We start from the raw sequence: 17,739 nt of genomic DNA on the forward strand, positions 1-17,739 counted from the left end.
GCGGCCCCGTTTAGGGTCGCTTCATGTTTTTCATAGCCGCAGCCATCTGCGCCATTTTTCCTTTATCCATACCGCTTACCATCTTCATCATCTTCTTGGTCTGGTCAAACTGCTTCAGCAGGCGGTTCACCTCTTCAAGCTTGGTGCCAGAACCCTTGGCAATGCGGATCTTTCTGCTCTGATTGATGATATCCGGATTTGAGCGTTCCTTGGGAGTCATCGAGTTGATGATAGCCTCAATGCCCTTGAAAGCATTATCATCGATGTCCACATCCTTCAGAGCCTTGCCCACACCAGGAATCATGCCGGCCAGTTCCTTGATATTACCCATCTTCTTAATCTGCTGAATCTGGGCCATGAAGTCGTTGAAGTCGAACTTGTTCTTACGGATTTTCTTCTCCAACTCACGTGCCTGCTTCTCGTCAAACTGCTGTTGGGCGCGCTCTACCAGTGAGACCACGTCACCCATACCCAGGATACGGTCGGCCATACGCTCGGGGTGGAACACGTCAATAGCCTCCATCTTCTCACCCGTACCAACGAACTTAATAGGTTTCGTTACCACGGTGCGGATACTCAGGGCAGCACCACCACGGGTATCACCATCGAGCTTGGTCAGCACCACGCCATCAAAATCCAGACGGTCGTTAAACTCCTTGGCGGTGTTCACAGCATCCTGACCAGTCATCGAGTCAACCACAAACAGGGTCTCGTCAGGATTAATGGCCTGCTTCAGGTTAGAGATCTCGTTCATCATCTCCTCGTCAACAGCCAGACGGCCGGCGGTATCGACAATGACCACGGTGTAGCTCTCCTGCTTAGCCTTACGGATAGCATTCTGGGCAATCTCTACCACGTTTTTATTACCTTCCTCGGTATAGACATCCACGCCTACGGTCTCAGCCACAACCTTCAACTGCTCAATAGCAGCAGGACGATACACGTCACAAGCTACCAACAGGGGTTTCTTGTGCTGACGGTCCTTCAACATCTTAGCCAGTTTACCCGTGAAGGTAGTCTTACCAGAACCCTGCAGACCAGACATCAGGATGATAGCGGGACGATTCTCAAGGTTGAGCTCTACAGCCTTTCCACCCATGAGTTCTGTCAACTCATCATGCACAATCTTCACCATCAACTGACTTGGTTTGATAGCTGTGAGCACATTCATACCCATAGCTTTCTGCTTCACCGTATCAGTGAACTGCTTGGCTACCTTATAGTTTACGTCGGCATCCAACAGGGCGCGACGCACGTCCTTCAAAGTCTCGGCAACATTAATCTCGGTGATCTTTCCTTCACCTTTCAGTATCTTGAACGACCGTTCCAGTCGCTCACTCAAATTCTCAAACATATTTTATAATTGCAATTATTGGGGTGCAAAATTACAACAAAAAAACGAGAATCACAAATTATGAGTCTCGTTTTTTATGATATCACTTCATCCATCACGACATCATGCGCCTCGGAAGGCACTTCCGCCACACGCTGGAAGGGGAAGCACACACCTATTTTATATATATCAGGATGAGTGCTGAGGAAGCGGTCGTAATAACCCTTGCCTCGTCCCAGACGGTGACCGGCTGCATCAAATGCCATACCTGGCACCAATGCGAAGTCTATCTGGTCAAAAACGACGAAAGGCTCCCCTACTGGCTCCATGATATGAAAGGCACCCTCCTCAAGATCCTCACGCGAAGCATAGTGGCGCAGTTCCATCGTCTCATCACCTGTCACCTTGGGTAGCACTACCGACACGCCCTGGGCAGCCAACTGGTCTACCAAAGGACGGATATCCACCTCGTCGGGCAATGGCCAATAAGCCATCACGGTCCGTACATTCCGTGATTCCGTCATTCTCTGCAACTTCCTGACGATATCTTCCGACATCCTGGCCAACTGCGCCTGATGCTGTTTCTTCGCCTCACGCATCTGGGCTCTCAGCAGGGGTTTCGTGTTCGCACCGTTTCTGGCAGAAAACTCACACCCACAGTATTGTTGGTTATAGAACTGATTCTCCTTGAGCAACTGGTTCCTGCGTTCCTGCAGTCCTCCCTTGCGCCAGTTCTGTGCCCAGAACACGGTTCCAGGTACCTCAGCCATGGCTTTCTGTCCTGCCCGTTCTATCTGTTCCAAACTCTTCCAACGACTGGAGGCCAGTGTGGTAGCAAAATAGCGGAAGCCAAGTTTCTGAGCCTTACGGGCCGTTTCCGTCAATCGCAACGTAAAGCACTGCTCACAGCGCAGTCCCCGCTCAGGCTGGTTTTCCAACCCGCAAACGCCCGTACGCCATCCTTCGTGGTCATAGTCACCGTCTATCCATTCCAATCCCAGACGCCCGGCATGGCGCTTACTCTCGTTCTTGCGAATCTCATATTCCTCACGAGGCCAGATATTGGGGTTGAAATAGAAGATGGTGGGACGCACGCCATTCGCCATCAGCCATTCTACAATAGCTGATGAACATGGTGCGCAACAAGCGTGCAACAGCACCTTGTCGCAACCCTCTGGAATCAAAATAGCCGGCTGTTTCAACTCTAAACTCTTACTTCTTACCTCTTACCTCTTACATCTTACATCAGACATCTTACATCTCAAAGCCCCCTGGCTTTCCAGATGCGATCCTTGGCAGCATTTATCTCCTGGAACTTCTTTTCTGCGGCCTTACGTACGTCATCACCCAGTTTTGCCACACGGTCGGGATGATGTTCCAGAGCCAGACGACGATAGGCTTTCTTCAACTCATCATCGGTAGCATCCGCACTCACGCCAAGCACCTTGTAGGCATCCTCCAGTGAGTCACCCTCCAGGTGCAGCATCGCATCCACTTCCTGGGGCGACATCTGCATCCACTGGGCAACCTCCTTCAGTGCAGCAACCTCCACCTGATCCACACGCCCATCGGCCTGTGCTATCATCACAAGGAAGTTGAGCAACTGCAATCGTCCAGAATAATCTACATGATAGGCAATCTGATTACAGGCCTGCTGGATATTCTGCCTATAGGCGGCATTTCCCTGACGGTCCTGCTCAGCAAACAACTGGCGCATCAACTGATCGCCCTGCTGAGCTGCAGCCTCGCCAAAATTCTGACGGAGCATACCTCGTACCAGTTCCATTTCCGAATGCATCACCTTGCCATCGGCCTTTACGATATAGGCCGCCAGCACCAGCATCGAGATAAAGAAACTATTACGGTCACCTTGTTGCGACTGCTCATCGGTGAGGCGCAAAGTCTCGCCCTCACTACTATTGACAGCCGTATCAAACAGTGCGCCTATTACAAATCCTAAAATACCCCCCAAGGGTCCAAAGGCGCTCCATCCCAGATAGCCGCCAATCCATTTTCCAAAAGCCATATTTTTTTATTATCCTATGACATTCATCAGGAAGTCAACGGCACCGTTCACGCCAAACTGCTTAACGTTCAACGAGACGTCATAGTTGCGGGCATCTTGCCATTCACTGCCTGTAAACGTCTTTGTATAGAGCTCACGACTGTAGTCATTGTCAACGATCATGGCAGCCGCGTCGCTCTCTGAAATATCATACTTCCGCCCTATGCGTTTCTTCCTGCAGTCTACATCTGCATGGATGAATATCTTCAGGGCATTCGGATGATTGCGGAAAATATGGAAGCCGCAACGGCCCACGATGACGCACGACTCCTGTGCTGCAATTTTCCTGATCACTTCAGCCTGCGCCTCAAACAACTGGCGTGAGGTCTGGTCGTGCTCCTGTCCATTATACTCGGCTCCGGCCATATACGAACGGTAGAACTGTGTGAAATCATCACGCCACAACGGATTGCGGGATTCTATTTTCTCTACGGCCTCTTCCACAATATTATATTTACGAGCCATTTCGTTCAGTATCTGCTTATCCAGCAACTTCACATTAAGCCTACGGGCTAATTCGGCTCCAATCTCGTGTCCACCAGTGCCAAACTGTCGGCTGATGGTGATTACAAATTTCTCCTCCTTATTCATAAGCGTATAGATTTATTAGGTTTCACGTAAAGCATTATGTACATCGGCAAAATTACGAATAAAAATGGAATCCGCCAAATTTTCATCCAACTTTTTCCATATACGATGCACACATTTCTGCACAACGCTCACCATCCACGCCAGCCGATACGATACCACCTGCATAACCGGCGCCTTCACCACAAGGGAACAGGCCCTCTACTTGCACATGCATCAGGGTCTCGTTGTCACGGACAATACGCACCGGACTCGATGTTCTGGTCTCCATGGCAATCATCACAGCCTCGTTTGTCAGGAATCCATGTGCCTGCTTACCAAAGGTCTTGAAGCCCTGTTGCAAGCGCGAGGCGATAGGCTTTGGCATCCAGAAGTGCAACGGAGACGACACCAGCCCCGGGGCATATGAACTTCTCGGCAAATCATAGCTCAGTCTGCCATTCACAAAGTCTGCCATACGCTGGGCAGGAGCCGTCTGCTTCATATTACCTTGCTGCCAGCACATCCGCTCCAGTTCCTCCTGGAAATACATCATCGAAAGTGCGGGAGCAAATTTTTCACTCTTCACTCCATACTTTCCACTTTCCAGGTCTTCCGGTCTCACCTCAACCACCATGCCCGAATTACTCCATTGTGTACCTCGGTTGGCAGGACTCATGCCGTTGACCACAATCTGTTCAGGACCCGTAGCGGCTGGAATCACGAAACCGCCCGGACACATACAGAACGAGTACACGCCTCGTCCGTCAGCCTGTGTCACAAAGGCATATTCTGCAGCAGGCAGCCATTGTCCCCTGCCCTCCTTACGATGATACTGTATCTGGTCTATCAATTGCGAGGGATGCTCCAGACGCACGCCCACAGCAATTCCCTTTGCCTCCAGATGAATCTTTGCCTCATTCAGGTAGCGGTAGACATCACGCGCCGAGTGACCTGTCGCCAGGATCACCGGCCCAAGGAATTCTTTTTCATTAGCCACACAACCAATTACTTGCTGCCCCTTCATGATGAGCTCCGTCATCTTAGTCTGGAAATGCACCTCACCACCACAACGGATGATGGTGTTGCGCATAGCCTCGATGACCTGAGGCAACCTGTCCGTACCGATATGGGGATGGGCATCAGCCAGGATATTGGTCGAGGCACCGTGCTGACAGAACACGCGGAGAATCTTCTCGGTATTGCCACGTTTCTTCGAACGGGTATAGAGCTTGCCGTCAGAATAGGCACCAGCACCACCCTCACCAAAACAGTAGTTGCTCTCGCCATCCACCTGTTGGGTACGGGAGATATTCGCCAGGTCCTTCTTGCGTTCGTGCACATCCTTGCCTCGCTCCAGCACAATAGGACGGAGGCCCAATTCGATGAGTCTCAGGGCAGCAAAGAGTCCGCCAGGACCAGCACCCACCACAATCACCTGTGGCTTGTTGCTCACATCCTGATAGTCCACATGCTCAAACTCATCCTCCGTAGGCAGCTCGTTCACGTAGACACGTACCTTCAGGTTCACGAAGATGGTGCGCTGGCGCGCATCTATCGAGCGCTTCAGAATACGCACAGCCTTCAGTGCGCCCAGGGCAAGGCCCTGTTCCTCAGCTATATATTTCCTTAGTTTATCTGCGCTGGCCGCCACCTGCGGCAAAACGCGTAGTTGATATTCGTTTGTCATTGGATGCAAAATTACAAATAAAATATGGAAAAACAACATGCTCCAGCAATTTTTTCACTTGACACTCTTCACTTTTCACTTCAAAATGATTACCTTTGCACCCCGTATCATAAAACCTATAAAAATATGAAATGTCCTAAATGCTCACACGAGAACGACGAGAATGCACTGTACTGCAATAAATGCGGTATCAAGTTTGACAAAAAACAAGACTGGAACAGTATCCTGATCATGGCCTACTGCTTTTCCATCATCTTCATGTCTATCACTAACGCCAGTATTGGCTATCTTTTTGACTGGATAGGATGCACGTGGCAGACCAAGCATTTTGTCTATCTATTCCTGAACATCGTCGCTGCCCTACTCACATTCGTCCTGCCTTTCGGCATCCGCAACACTTGGATGAAGATCGTATCATTCATCCTGATTGCCATAGCAGCCATCATCAACATATCAAGGAATATTTATGCAATTATAGAGACATATAACACAGGATTTTAAGACAATACCGAAAAAATATTGACCAAAAAGGTGGTCGAATAAAAATTTTGCATTACCTTTGCAGCGCCAATGGATTAGTCCCCGCTTGTTGAGGGGTACCATTCGGAAAGATAAATTGCATAGGAATATGAAAGTAATGAAATTCGGCGGAACGTCCGTAGGTTCCGTAAAAAGCATTTTGAGCTTAAAAGAAATTGTGGAGGCAGAGGCTCGGACGCAACCTGTCATAGTAGTAGTAAGCGCACTCAGCGGCATCACCGACAAATTGATTACGATGTCGCAGATGGCAAAACAGGGAGACGAGCGCTATCGCGAGGAATTCGACGCGATGGTCAGACGCCACCACTCGATGATAGACACTATCATCCAGGACATCAACAAGCGCGTAGACTTAATTAATAATGTAGACCAGCTCTTCGATCAGTTGAAGAGTATCTACTATGGTGTTTACCTGATTCACGATCTGTCGAAGAAGACCGAGGACACCATCGTATCCTATGGAGAGCGCCTCAGTTCCCATATCGTTGCTGCGATGGTGAAGAATGGTGTTCGTATGAACAGCCGCGACTTCATCCGCACACAGAAGAAGCAGGGCAAGCATGTTGTCGACACCGAAGAGACCACCAAGCTCGTCAAGGAGGCCTTCAGCAGTGTGTGTTGCGATTCTGTCGCAACAAATAAAATCTACGTCGTTCCCGGCTTCATTGCCCGCGACAGTGACACTCACGAGACAACCAACCTGGGACGTGGCGGTTCCGACTATACCGCTTCTATCCTTGCTGCCGTACTGAATGCTGAGGTGCTGGAGATCTGGACCGATGTCGATGGTTTCATGACAGCCGACCCCAAAGTCATCAAGAGCGCTTATACCATTAACGAACTTTCTTACGTAGAGGCGATGGAGCTGTGCAACTTCGGTGCAAAGGTTATCTACCCGCCAACCATCTATCCCGTCTGCGTAAAAAATATCCCCATCAAGGTTAAGAACACCTTCAATCCTGAACATCCGGGCACGCTTATCAAGGCTAACATTGAGAACGACCAGAAGCCTATCAAGGGTATCTCTTCTATCAAGGGTACTTCCCTGATTACCGTCACTGGTCTGTCAATGGTGGGTGTCATCGGTGTCAACCGCCGTATCTTCACCACCCTGGCCAACAAGGGCATCTCTGTCTTCATGGTATCACAGGCTTCTTCTGAGAACTCTACCTCTATTGGTGTGCGCGACGAGGATGCCGAGGCTGCAGTAGAAGTGCTGAATGCTGAGTTTGCCAAGGAGATTGAGACGGGTGCCATGTTCCCCATGCAGGTAGAGAGCGGACTCGCTACTATCGCCATCGTGGGTGAGAACATGAAGCAGACACCTGGTATCGCCGGCAAACTGTTTGGCACTCTCGGACGCTCAGGTATCTCTGTGATTGCTTGTGCCCAGGGTGCTTCCGAGACGAATATCTCATTCGTGGTCGATGGCAAGTTCCTGCGTAAGTCACTGAACGTGCTCCACGACTCGTTCTTCCTGTCTGAATACAAGGTGCTCAACATCTTCATTTGCGGTATCGGTACCGTGGGTGGCATGTTGCTCGAGCAGATTCGCACCCAACAGCAGTTCCTGATGCAGTCACGCCGTCTGAAGCTGAATGTGGTTGGTATTTCTGATGTAGCCAACTTCGTTCTCGACCGTGACGGTATCGACCTCGATAACTACGAGCAGATTCTGCGTGCAGGCTTCCCCGCTAATACGGAGCATATGCGCGACGAGATTGTCAAGATGAATATCTTCAACTCTGTCTTTGTCGACTGTACCGCCAGCAAGCAGATTGCCACGCTCTACCAGACTTTCCTGGAGCATAATATCTCTGTTGTTGCTGCTAATAAGATTGCCGCATCAAGCGATTACGACAGCTACCTGAAGCTGAAGCAGACGGCCCGCGATCGCGGTGTATGGTTCCGCTATGAGACCAACGTAGGTGCTGGTCTGCCTATCATCGGTACCATCAACGACCTGTGCAACTCGGGTGATAAGATTCTGAAGATCGAGGCCATCCTCTCTGGTACACTGAACTTCATCTTCAATGAGATTGCTGCCGATGTGCCCTTCTCTGAGACTGTTCGTCGCGCCAAGGAGCAGCGCTACTCTGAGCCCGACCCACGTATCGACCTCAGTGGTACGGACGTGATCCGCAAACTGGTTATCCTGACGCGTGAGGCTGGCTATAAGGTAGAGCAGGATGATGTAGAGAAGCATCTCTTCGTGCCCGACAGCTATTTCGAGGGTTCTATCGATGATTTCTGGGCTAAGCTGCCTGAACTCGATGCCGACTTCGAAGCCCGTCGCAAGGTACTGGAGAGCGAGAACAAGCGCTGGCGCTTCGTGGCTACGATGGAAGCCGACGAGAAAGATCCTTCTAACTTCAAGACCAGCGTTGCCCTGAAGGAGGTACCTTACGGACATCCTTTCTATGGTCTGGAGGGTTCCAACAATATCGTGCTCCTCACCACTGAGCGTTATAAGGAGTATCCGATGCTCATCCAGGGCTATGGTGCCGGTGCAGCCGTTACCGCAGCCGGTGTCTTCGCCAATATCATGTCTATCGCTAACATCTAAAATAGTGTGCTGGACGGTTCTGCCGTCCAGCCTTTTTCCTTATGAAGCATATCATTATTTTAGGCGACGGCATGGCCGACCATAAGGTCGACCGCCTTGGCGGGAAGACCCTTCTGCAATATGCACGTCCTGAATACATGAACCGCCTGGCAAAGGCAGGCCGAACAGGCCGTTTGGTTACCGTTCCCGAGGGTTTCCCCCCAGGTTCAGAAGTAGCCAATACCGCCATCCTGGGCTATGACCTCAACAAGGTCTATGAAGGACGCGGTCCTCTGGAAGCAGCTTCTATTGGTTACGAGATGCAAGCCGATGATTTCGCCATCCGCTGTAATATCATCACACTCGAGGATGGAAAGATTATCACCCACAATGGTGGTAACCTCCAAACGGAGGATGCCCGCATACTCATCGATTATCTCAACGAGACTCTCGCCAAGCCCATCAACGAGAAAGAGGGCTGCGAGCGCGTCAAGTTCATCTGTGGCATTCAGTATCGCCATCTGCTCATCATCAAGGGGGGCAACAAGCACATTGTCTGTGCTCCGCCCCACGATCATCCCAACGAGCCCTGGCATCCCCTCCTGGTAACCCCGGAGCCCGGTTTAGCAGACAGCGATACCGTGGTCAGCGATTCGGTCGCTGACACCTCTCATCTCTCCCCCACAGAAACCGCCTCTCTCATCAACGACCTCATCCTGCGTTCGCAGGAGCTCCTCGCCCAGCACCCTTTCAACCAGGCGCGTGCTGCCCGTGGTGAGCGTCAGGCCAACAGCATCTGGCCTTGGAGCGGCGGCTATCGTCCTTCCATGCAGACCCTCATGCAGCAGTACCCCCAGGTAAAGACGGGAGCTGTCATCTCGGCTGTCGATCTTATTCAGGGTATTGGCAAATATGCCGGCCTGCGCATCATCAAGGTGCCCGGTGCCACCGGACTGGCCGACACTAACTACGAAGGCAAGGCGCAGGCTGCCATCGACGCCCTGCAGACTGATGACTTCGTATTTGTGCATGTAGAGGCTACTGACGAGGCTGGCCATGATGGCGACCTCGACCTGAAGCTCAAGGCTATCGACTACCTGGACCAGCGCCTCATCAAGCCCATCTTCGAGGCCACCGAACAGATGAGCGAACCTGTATGCATCGCCATCCTGCCCGATCACCCCACACCCGTTGAGCAGCGCATCCATGTCAACGAGCCAGTGCCTTTCCTTATATATTATAAAGGTATAGAGCCCGACGCTGTGGAGCACTATGATGAGGAGGCATGCGTCACTGGCAGTTATGGACTATTGCGCCTCCAGCAGTTCATGCAAGAATTCATGAGAATCAATTAGAATTATCAATTATCCATTGTCCATTATCAATTCATATGAAATACTATAGCACCAATGGAAAAGCCCCTGTGGCAGATCTTCGCAAAGCCGTGGTAAAAGGCTTGGCAGAAGACCGCGGACTCTATATGCCTGAGGTTATCAACAAACTGCCTCAGCAGTTCTTCACCGACATGCCGAAGATGAAGTTCCAGGGCATCGCTTTCAATGTGGCCAGTGCCTTTTTTGGCGACGATGTAGACCTCGACAGTCTGCAGGACCTGGTATACGACACCCTGCAGTTCCCTTGTCCCGTGGTCAAGGTCAAGGAAAGCATCTACTCCCTCGAACTCTTCCACGGTCCCACCCTGGCCTTCAAGGATGTAGGTGCCCGCTTCATGGCTCGCCTCCTGCAGTATTTCCTGCGTCGTGGCGGTTCCGTATGTGGCGACGGTTCCGTATGTGGCGACGGTTCCGTATGTGGCGACGGTTACGTATGTGGCGACGGTTCCGTATGTGGCTGTGGTACAGCCACCAAATCCAAATCCGTCAACGTCCTCGTTGCCACCTCTGGCGACACCGGTTCTGCCGTGGCCAATGGTTTCCTGGGCGTCGATGGTATCCATGTCTATGTGCTCTATCCCAAGGGCAAGGTATCACCTATCCAAGAGTGCCAGTTCACCACGTTGGGCAAGAACATCACTGCCATTGAGGTCGATGGTGTCTTCGACGACTGTCAGGCTCTGGTCAAGAGCGCCTTCATGGACAAGGAACTCAACGAGCACATGATGCTCACCTCGGCCAACTCCATCAACGTGGCGCGTTTCCTGCCCCAGGCATTCTATTACTTCAATGCCGTGGCACAACTCATGGCCCTTGGCCACAACCCCGAAGACATCGTTATCTGCGTGCCATCAGGCAACTTCGGCAACATCTGTGCCGCCCTGTTTGGCCATCAGATGGGCATGCCCGTGAAGCGCTTCATTGCTGCCAACAATGCCAACGATATCTTCTTCAACTATCTGCAGACGGGCCAGTACAATCCCAAGCCCTCTAAGCAGACATTGGCTAACGCTATGGACGTGGGCGATCCCTCAAACTTTGCCCGTATCATCAACCTCTATTCTGAGAATGGCAAACTGTCGCCCGAGGAGACCCACAAGCGCATCACCAGCCTCATCAGCGGTGCCACCTATAGCGACGAACAGATTCGCGAGACCATGCGCCAGTGCTACAAGGAGACGGGCTATATCCTCGATCCTCACGGAGCATGCGGCTATCGCGCCCTCGAGGAACAGCTCAAGCCCGGCGAGATTGGCGTCTTCTGCGAGACAGCCCATCCCGCGAAGTTCAAGGAGAAGGTGGACGATATCCTGGGCATCGACGTAGCCATCCCCGAACGCCTTGCCGCCTTTATGAAGGGCGAGAAGCAGAGCGTCCCCATGACAAAGGCTTTCGCCGACTTTAAGGCTTATCTCTTAAAGCAGTAAAGGGCTACGATGGCTGCTACCACCGTCGACACGAAGGCAGCCATCATCAGTAAAATCATCACGACAACTGCCGTGGCAGGCGATACGCCGCCCAGCAACATACCTACAAAGAGCAATGGCATGGTCACCAACAGGGGCTGTGCCATTGTTCGTAGCTGGGGCTGTACGGTGGCTCTCAGGGCTCTGCGCACGCTGGGCATCAGCGACTCCAGCAACGTGGCACCGTTGGCCTGCATATACAGGCGGTGTGCTTCCGTATGCGTCAGACTGCGCTGATAGGTCTGCAGCGTCTCCTTCACAGCCACCACCAGATGAGTCACCATCACTGCCGTTATGGGGATAAAGAACCGGCCTGGCATGCAGAGCATCATCACGCCGCTACCAATCAGCGTGCCTGCCGTCAAGGCAGCCACCACAGACGTCAGCATCTGCTTCCATGTCTTCCGCATCTTGTACAGACACCAGCCTGTGGCCAGGGCTATCAGAACCACCAACCACAGCATATCTGCCCACCAGGCGTTCGCTTTACAGGCCGTCCAGGCAATGATGCCTATCACTGCCATCTGACCTGCCATCAGGCCAAACACCCGCAGCACGCGCGCCATCTCCTTACGGTCTATCAACCAATAGACGGCTACTGATGCCAATAGCAACACCACCAACAGGCTCACGCCCCAAAACGATATATCTGAGCTCATCATTTCTTTTCTGTCTTTTTTATAGTTCTATCACGTTATCACTCACACGCAGTATATCCTCATCATCACTGCTCACAATGACGATATGTCCGTCGCGCGCCTGCTGACGCAGATAATCGGCCGAGAGCACATGCGGCTGGTCCACCAGCAGGATGGGTCGCTTTCTCAGCACCGCCACGGCCAGTAGCTGCGCTTTCTTCCTTGGAGCCATCGTGCGTCTTATTTCCTCCTCCAGCAGTCCGTTGGAGATAGCCGCATCCCTGTTCTCCTTCCATTCAAACACCTCCTGCACCGTAGGTGGTTCATACACCGTCACCTCACCGTCGGCCACCAGTTCCTCAGGCACATAGGCCATCATCCTTCTCAGCGTCTTCACGGTCTGCCTGTTCAGCGGTTCCCCGTCAATACTGATGAAGCCGCTTCTCACGGGCGACAGTCCCAGCATGGCCAGGAGCAGATGCGAGCGCACCTCCCGACTGTCTCCCGTCAGGCATGTCACCTCGCCTTCCTTAGCCATCATCGACACCGTCTTTGAGGCTCCTTCTACCACCACATCATTCAGTTCCAGCATACCATTCATTAGTTTATGGCCACAAAAGTACTAAATAATTATCAATTATCAATTGTGAATTATCAATTATTTCGTAACTTTGCACCATGAATACGAAAAAAAGACGCATGCAGGCCGAGTGGGAACCCCAGAGCATGGTACAGCTCACCTGGCCTCACAAGGACACCGACTGGGCCCCTATCCTGCCCGAGATTACCGCTGTCTACGAGGAGATGGCGCGAGAAATCTGTAAGCGTGAGGCCCTGCTCATAGTGGCCCCTGAGAGCCTCACATCAGACATCAAACATCTTACATCAAACATCTTACATCTAACATCTAATGACACCTGGGCGCGCGACCACGGCTTCATTACCGTAGAGGAAACCACCGCCCTCAGCCCTCAGACATCAGACATCAGACATCAGCCCTCTGACATCGTCCTTCTCGATTTCAAGTTCAACGGCTGGGGTGAGAAGTTCGAGGCCAATCTGGATAATCAGATCAACAAGCACCTCTACGACCAAGGCATCGTTAAGGGCAAGTACGAGTCCCACCTCGACTTCGTCCTCGAGGGCGGCTCTATCGAGAGCGATGGCAAGGGCACCATTTTCACAACGACCTGTTGCCTCATGGCGCCTCATCGCAACCAGCCCCTCACGCAGGCCCAGATTGAAGCCCGCCTCAAGGAATATCTCGGTGCCGAGCGCGTTGTATGGCTCAACCACGGCAGCCTCATTGGCGATGATACCGATGGCCATATCGATACCCTGGTACGCATCTGTCCAGACGACACCATCGTCTATACCGGTGGCGATGCCGACCATCCTGATTTGGCACTGATGGAAGAAGAGTTGCGTGCACTTCGCACCCTTGAGGGCCGTCCTTACCGCCTTCTGAAGCTCCCCCTCCCCCGTCCTATCTATGATCCTCCCGTGGCCGAAGGTAGTGTGGTCAGCGATTCCGTCGCTGACAGTGACCGTCTCCCCGCCACCTATGCCAACTATCTGGTCATCAATGGTGCCGTCCTGGTGCCCACCTATGCCCAGCCCGACCTCGACGCCGAGGCCCTCCGTATCATTGGCGAGGCCTATCCCGACCGCGAGATTATCGGCATCGACTGTCGTGCCGTCATCAAGCAGCACGGCTCCCTCCATTGCTGCACCATGCAGTACTATCCATGCCCCCTAAGTTAGGGGGTTGGGGGTCTGAACAAACAAATAATGTATTATGAATTATTCCAACCATCCGGTCACAAAGGAATTTCGTCAACTGCAAAGAAAATACCCTACCCCCGCAGAGCACCGACTATGGACAAGACTACGCAACCGCCAAGTTGATGGTTACAAGTTCAGAAGGCAACATGGTTTTGGACCATATATTATGGACTTCTATTGTCCCCAGCTCAGATTATGTATTGAAGTAGATGGAAGTATACACGATACACAAGAGTGCACTATAAAAGATGCTGATAGAACAGCTTTCTTAAATGAAAACAGAATTGTGGTTATTCGATTCACAAATGAAGAAATTGAAACAACCATTGATAATGTTATTGAAAGAATAAAAGAAATAATTAAAGAGAGATTATCATGAATAAAAAATGTTCAAACCCCCAACCCCCTAACTTAGGGGGCCTTAAAATAGGATTTCTTCAGCAACACAACACATCCAATGTTGTCAACAATATCGAGCGCCTCTGCGATGGCATCCGTGACCTCGCCAAGCGCGGTGCAGAACTCGTTGTTCTGCAGGAGCTCCACAACTCCCTCTATTTCTGTCAGATAGAGGATGTCAACCTCTTCGACCTGGCCGAACCCATCCCAGGTCCCTCCACCGACATCTATGGCCGCGTAGCCAAGGAATGCGGCATCGTGCTCGTCACCTCCCTTTTCGAGCGCCGTGCCCCCGGTCTCTACCATAACACCGCCGTTGTCTTCGAGAAAGACGGCACCATTGCCGGCAAATACCGCAAGATGCATATCCCCGACGACCCCGGCTATTATGAGAAGTTCTATTTCACCCCTGGTGACCTCGGCTTCGAGCCCATCCAGACCTCTGTAGGCCGTCTTGGCGTCCTCGTCTGCTGGGACCAGTGGTATCCCGAGGCAGCCCGTCTCATGGCCCTTGCCGGTGCCGAGCTCCTCATCTACCCCACCGCCATCGGCTTCGACCCCAACGACACCCCCGACGAGCAGGAGCGCCAGCGTATGGCCTGGCAGACCGTGATGCGTGGCCATGCCGTGGCCAACGGACTCCCGGTCGTTGCCGTCAATCGTGTAGGCGATGAAGACGGCGTTCCCTTCTGGGGCACCAGCTTCGTCTGCGGTCCTCAGGGTGAACTCTATTATGAGGCATCAACCACCGACGAGGAAAGCATCATCGTAGATATTGACATGAAGCGATCCGAACAGGTACGCCGCTGGTGGCCCTTCCTCCGCGACCGTCGCATCGAGGCCTATGGCGACCTCACCAAGCGATTCTGCGACTGAATAAATTATCTTGGTAACCTTTTTATCTAAGGAATTAAACAGATACAGTAATTCCATTTTTAAGACAATAATATATCATGAAGAAAAAGTTAGTCTCACTTTTCGCCCTGATGTTCATGACAACGCTGGGTGCACATGCCGATATTGACATCAACGAAACTAACTTTCCCGACAGGAAGTTCCGCAAATTCCTGTTAGCCCAGACGTATGGCGCTGACGGCAAACTGACGCCAGAGGAAATTGACGGTGTGACGAGTATGAAAGTGCAGTTTATGGAAATCCAGAGCCTGAAGGGCATAGAGCACTTCACGGCGCTGACAAGCCTGAAATGCAGCTTCAACCTGCTGAAGACGCTCGACCTGACGCAGAACACGGCGCTGGAAGAACTCCTCTGCGACAACAACCTGCTGACGGCTCTCGACCTGACGAAGAACACGGCGCTGACAAGACTCTTCTGCTACGAAAACAACATCCTATCGATCGACCTGTCGCAGAATACGGAACTGGAAACCCTGTCGTGCAGCGAAAACCAGCTGAGGACGCTCGACCTGTCGAAGAACACGGTGCTGTCATGGGTGAATTGCTCCAACAATCTGCTGACGGCTCTCGACCTGTCGCAGAACGCGGCGCTTGAGGAGCTGAACATTTCTCTGAACCAGATAAAGGGCGAGACAATGGACGCATTGGTAGCGAGCCTGCCTGCCGTATCTAAAGGCAAACTGTATGCTATCTATAACAAACAGGATCAGAACGAGATAACCACCACGCAGGTGACGGCCGCTAATGCCAATGGCTGGACGATATACACCTACGACGGTAACGACTGGAAGGTGTATGCAGATCCTACCGCCGTGCAGAATGTAAAGGCTGCTGCTAACGACACTTCCGCTAACAAGAAGAAATACTTCAAGGACGGAAAAATTGTCATCGAGGCTAACGGCAAGGAGTTTGACGCTGCCGGAGCACAAGTGAAGTAGCGACAGAGAGTAGTCAAAGAACCGTCTCGTGATTATCCAAAATTTGCTCAGCGTGTTCCTTGGTCTTCACCTGCTTCCCTGCAAATATCTTCTCGATGATGCCTTCCTCGTTGATGATAAAAGTAGTGCGTATGGTACCCATCGTCTTCTTGCCATACATATTCTTCTCACCCCAAGCACCCATCGCCTCCAGCAATTCATGATTGATGTCAGCAATCAAGGGGAACGGCAACTGGAACTTCTCCTTAAACTTCACGTGCGAAGCAGCCGAGTCTTTGCTCACACCAACCACCTCATAGTCCCTACCCTGCAGTTCGCTGTAGTGGTCGCGCAAGCTGCAAGCCTCTGCGGTACATCCACTCGTATTGTCCTTCGGGTAGAAGTATAGCACCAGCTTCCTACCCTTGTAATCACTCAGACGGATGTCCCGTCCCTGTTCGTCCTTGCCCAGAATCTCGGGCGCTTTGTCTCCAATAGTCATAATCATTTCTTCCTGATTTCGTCTTATATTTGCTTTTTCATTTTCTCCACCACTTCTACATCTGCTGGCAGCCACTTCACGCTACCCAGCTCGTCCTTCGCGAGCCATCGTGCCGCCTCGTGTTCGTTCAGCGTCAGGCTGCCACTTTCAATATGACACCAATAGCAATGCATCGTCAGGTGAAATTTCGGATAATCATACTTCACAGTACACAGAAATTCATCCACACAGATCTCCGTTTCCAGTTCTTCCTGTATTTCACGCTTCAGTGCTTCCTCGGGAGTCTCCCCAGCCTCAATTTTCCCGCCAGGAAATTCCCACCAGTCCTTCCACTCGCCATATCCACGCTGAGTGCCGAATACGCGTCCTTCCTCATCGCGGATGATTGCTGCTACAACTTCTATCTGTTTCATATTGCTTCCTCCGCAGCTTTCAGGTAATTCTCGCTTTCCTCTTCCATCTGAGGATACATCTTACTTCCTACATCAGCCATCTTACATTTTCTGTCTTGCAGAAATATGTGGTTCAGCGTAAACGCTAATGCCTCCAGCGTTTCTTCACGCTTCGACGGCTTCAGCTCACACTCCCACACCGTGATACAGTGCCATCCCATCTCTGCCAACTTCTGCTGTTCCTTCTTGTCTCGTTCTTTGTTCCTGCGAATCTTCGCCACCCAAAACTCACGGTTCGTCTTCGGTATCTTACAGCACTCCGAACTCTCAATGACATCATCCTTCTTACATCTTACATCAGACATCACATTGTGTCCATGCCAGAAGCAGCCGTTCACAAAGATGCACGTTCTGTATTTCCTCAGCACTAAGTCCGGATGCCCAGGCAACCGCTTGTGGTTAAGTCTGTATCTGAATCCCCTACTCCACAACCCACGCCGCACAATCAGCTCTGGCTTCGTGTCCTTCGATCGGATTGCCGCCATGTTCGTGTGTCGTTGTTGTGGTGAGAGTTTATCCATGCTAAGATAA

Annotated in this window: 18 protein-coding genes; 8 read left to right on the forward strand and 10 right to left on the reverse strand. The window is 51.7% G+C overall.

Features of this window, described 5'->3' with window-relative positions:
* Nucleotides 1–10: 10 nt before the first annotated feature.
* The 5 genes from ffh to L6468_RS10370 form a co-directional block, all read right to left on the reverse strand.
* Nucleotides 11–1,354: a signal recognition particle protein gene (ffh, locus tag L6468_RS10345; protein WP_091817956.1), complete on the reverse strand. Its 1,344-nt coding sequence runs from the start codon at nucleotides 1,352–1,354 to the stop codon at nucleotides 11–13.
* 74 nt (nucleotides 1,355–1,428) lie between these two features.
* Entirely contained in the window at nucleotides 1,429–2,535 is a 1,107-nt protein-coding gene (locus tag L6468_RS14810) for a 5-formyltetrahydrofolate cyclo-ligase (RefSeq protein ID WP_431356687.1), read from the reverse strand.
* Between the two features lie 59 nt (nucleotides 2,536–2,594).
* Entirely contained in the window at nucleotides 2,595–3,359 is a 765-nt protein-coding gene (locus L6468_RS10360; RefSeq protein WP_091817952.1) for a TerB family tellurite resistance protein, read from the reverse strand.
* 9 nt (nucleotides 3,360–3,368) lie between these two features.
* Nucleotides 3,369–3,989 carry a cytidylate kinase-like family protein gene (locus L6468_RS10365; protein WP_091852899.1) on the reverse strand — a complete coding sequence of 207 codons (621 nt, stop codon included), beginning with the start codon at nucleotides 3,987–3,989 and terminating at the stop codon, nucleotides 3,369–3,371.
* An 82-nt stretch (nucleotides 3,990–4,071) separates the two neighbouring features.
* Nucleotides 4,072–5,655: an NAD(P)/FAD-dependent oxidoreductase gene (locus L6468_RS10370; protein ID WP_237793174.1), complete on the reverse strand. Its 1,584-nt coding sequence runs from the start codon at nucleotides 5,653–5,655 to the stop codon at nucleotides 4,072–4,074.
* A gap of 126 nt (nucleotides 5,656–5,781) precedes the next feature.
* Here L6468_RS10370 and L6468_RS10375 point away from each other — a divergent pair, with 126 nt between their 5' ends.
* The 4 genes from L6468_RS10375 (at nucleotide 5,782) to thrC (ending at nucleotide 11,561) form a co-directional block, all read left to right on the forward strand.
* On the forward strand, nucleotides 5,782–6,156 hold the full coding sequence (locus tag L6468_RS10375; RefSeq protein ID WP_237793175.1) for a zinc ribbon domain-containing protein: 375 nt from the start codon (nucleotides 5,782–5,784) through the stop codon (nucleotides 6,154–6,156).
* A gap of 127 nt (nucleotides 6,157–6,283) precedes the next feature.
* Nucleotides 6,284–8,761 carry a bifunctional aspartate kinase/homoserine dehydrogenase I gene (thrA, locus tag L6468_RS10380; protein ID WP_237793176.1) on the forward strand — a complete coding sequence of 826 codons (2,478 nt, stop codon included), beginning with the start codon at nucleotides 6,284–6,286 and terminating at the stop codon, nucleotides 8,759–8,761.
* A gap of 41 nt (nucleotides 8,762–8,802) precedes the next feature.
* Nucleotides 8,803–10,095 (forward strand): cofactor-independent phosphoglycerate mutase, encoded by a 1,293-nt coding sequence (locus L6468_RS10385; RefSeq protein WP_237793177.1) that lies wholly within the window; start codon nucleotides 8,803–8,805, stop codon nucleotides 10,093–10,095.
* Between the two features lie 35 nt (nucleotides 10,096–10,130).
* Complete coding sequence (gene thrC / locus L6468_RS10390) at nucleotides 10,131–11,561, forward strand: threonine synthase (RefSeq protein WP_237793178.1); 1,431 nt, start codon at nucleotides 10,131–10,133, stop codon at nucleotides 11,559–11,561.
* Here thrC and L6468_RS10395 read toward each other — a convergent pair.
* Both L6468_RS10395 and L6468_RS10400 read right to left on the reverse strand, forming a co-directional pair.
* Nucleotides 11,543–12,262: an ABC transporter permease gene (locus tag L6468_RS10395; protein ID WP_091817934.1), complete on the reverse strand. Its 720-nt coding sequence runs from the start codon at nucleotides 12,260–12,262 to the stop codon at nucleotides 11,543–11,545. The two genes, thrC and L6468_RS10395, sit on opposite strands and share 19 nt — an antisense overlap.
* A gap of 16 nt (nucleotides 12,263–12,278) precedes the next feature.
* Nucleotides 12,279–12,839, reverse strand: coding sequence for an ATP-binding cassette domain-containing protein (locus L6468_RS10400; protein ID WP_237793179.1), 561 nt, complete (start codon nucleotides 12,837–12,839; stop codon nucleotides 12,279–12,281).
* A 77-nt stretch (nucleotides 12,840–12,916) separates the two neighbouring features.
* On the opposite strand from L6468_RS10400, the gene L6468_RS10405 reads away from it, so the two are divergent.
* The 4 genes from L6468_RS10405 (at nucleotide 12,917) to L6468_RS10420 (ending at nucleotide 16,275) form a co-directional block, all read left to right on the forward strand.
* Nucleotides 12,917–14,002, forward strand: coding sequence for an agmatine deiminase family protein (locus L6468_RS10405; RefSeq protein ID WP_237793180.1), 1,086 nt, complete (start codon nucleotides 12,917–12,919; stop codon nucleotides 14,000–14,002).
* 34 nt (nucleotides 14,003–14,036) lie between these two features.
* Nucleotides 14,037–14,402: an endonuclease domain-containing protein gene (locus tag L6468_RS10410; RefSeq protein ID WP_237793181.1), complete on the forward strand. Its 366-nt coding sequence runs from the start codon at nucleotides 14,037–14,039 to the stop codon at nucleotides 14,400–14,402.
* The gene (locus L6468_RS10415; protein WP_237793182.1) at nucleotides 14,399–15,298 is read left to right on the forward strand and encodes a carbon-nitrogen hydrolase; all 900 of its coding nucleotides are present in this window, start codon (nucleotides 14,399–14,401) and stop codon (nucleotides 15,296–15,298) included. The genes L6468_RS10410 and L6468_RS10415 overlap by 4 nt, the downstream gene beginning before the upstream one ends.
* 77 nt (nucleotides 15,299–15,375) lie before the next feature.
* Entirely contained in the window at nucleotides 15,376–16,275 is a 900-nt protein-coding gene (locus L6468_RS10420) for a leucine-rich repeat domain-containing protein (protein WP_237793183.1), read from the forward strand.
* A gap of 13 nt (nucleotides 16,276–16,288) precedes the next feature.
* Here the strand turns inward: L6468_RS10420 and bcp are convergent, their stop codons facing one another.
* The 3 genes from bcp to L6468_RS10435 are packed head-to-tail and all read right to left on the reverse strand — an operon-like array spanning nucleotide 16,289 to nucleotide 17,729.
* Complete coding sequence (bcp, locus tag L6468_RS10425) at nucleotides 16,289–16,756, reverse strand: thioredoxin-dependent thiol peroxidase (RefSeq protein WP_237796672.1); 468 nt, start codon at nucleotides 16,754–16,756, stop codon at nucleotides 16,289–16,291.
* A 23-nt stretch (nucleotides 16,757–16,779) separates the two neighbouring features.
* Nucleotides 16,780–17,169 (reverse strand): 8-oxo-dGTP diphosphatase MutT, encoded by a 390-nt coding sequence (mutT, locus tag L6468_RS10430; RefSeq protein ID WP_237793184.1) that lies wholly within the window; start codon nucleotides 17,167–17,169, stop codon nucleotides 16,780–16,782.
* The gene (locus L6468_RS10435) at nucleotides 17,166–17,729 is read right to left on the reverse strand and encodes a very short patch repair endonuclease (RefSeq protein ID WP_237793185.1); all 564 of its coding nucleotides are present in this window, start codon (nucleotides 17,727–17,729) and stop codon (nucleotides 17,166–17,168) included. The genes mutT and L6468_RS10435 overlap by 4 nt, the downstream gene beginning before the upstream one ends.
* Between the last annotated feature and the right edge of the window lie 10 nt (nucleotides 17,730–17,739).

Origin of the sequence: Prevotella communis (assembly GCF_022024115.1) — a bacterium.
GTDB classification, from domain to species: Bacteria; Bacteroidota; Bacteroidia; order Bacteroidales; family Bacteroidaceae; genus Prevotella; species Prevotella communis.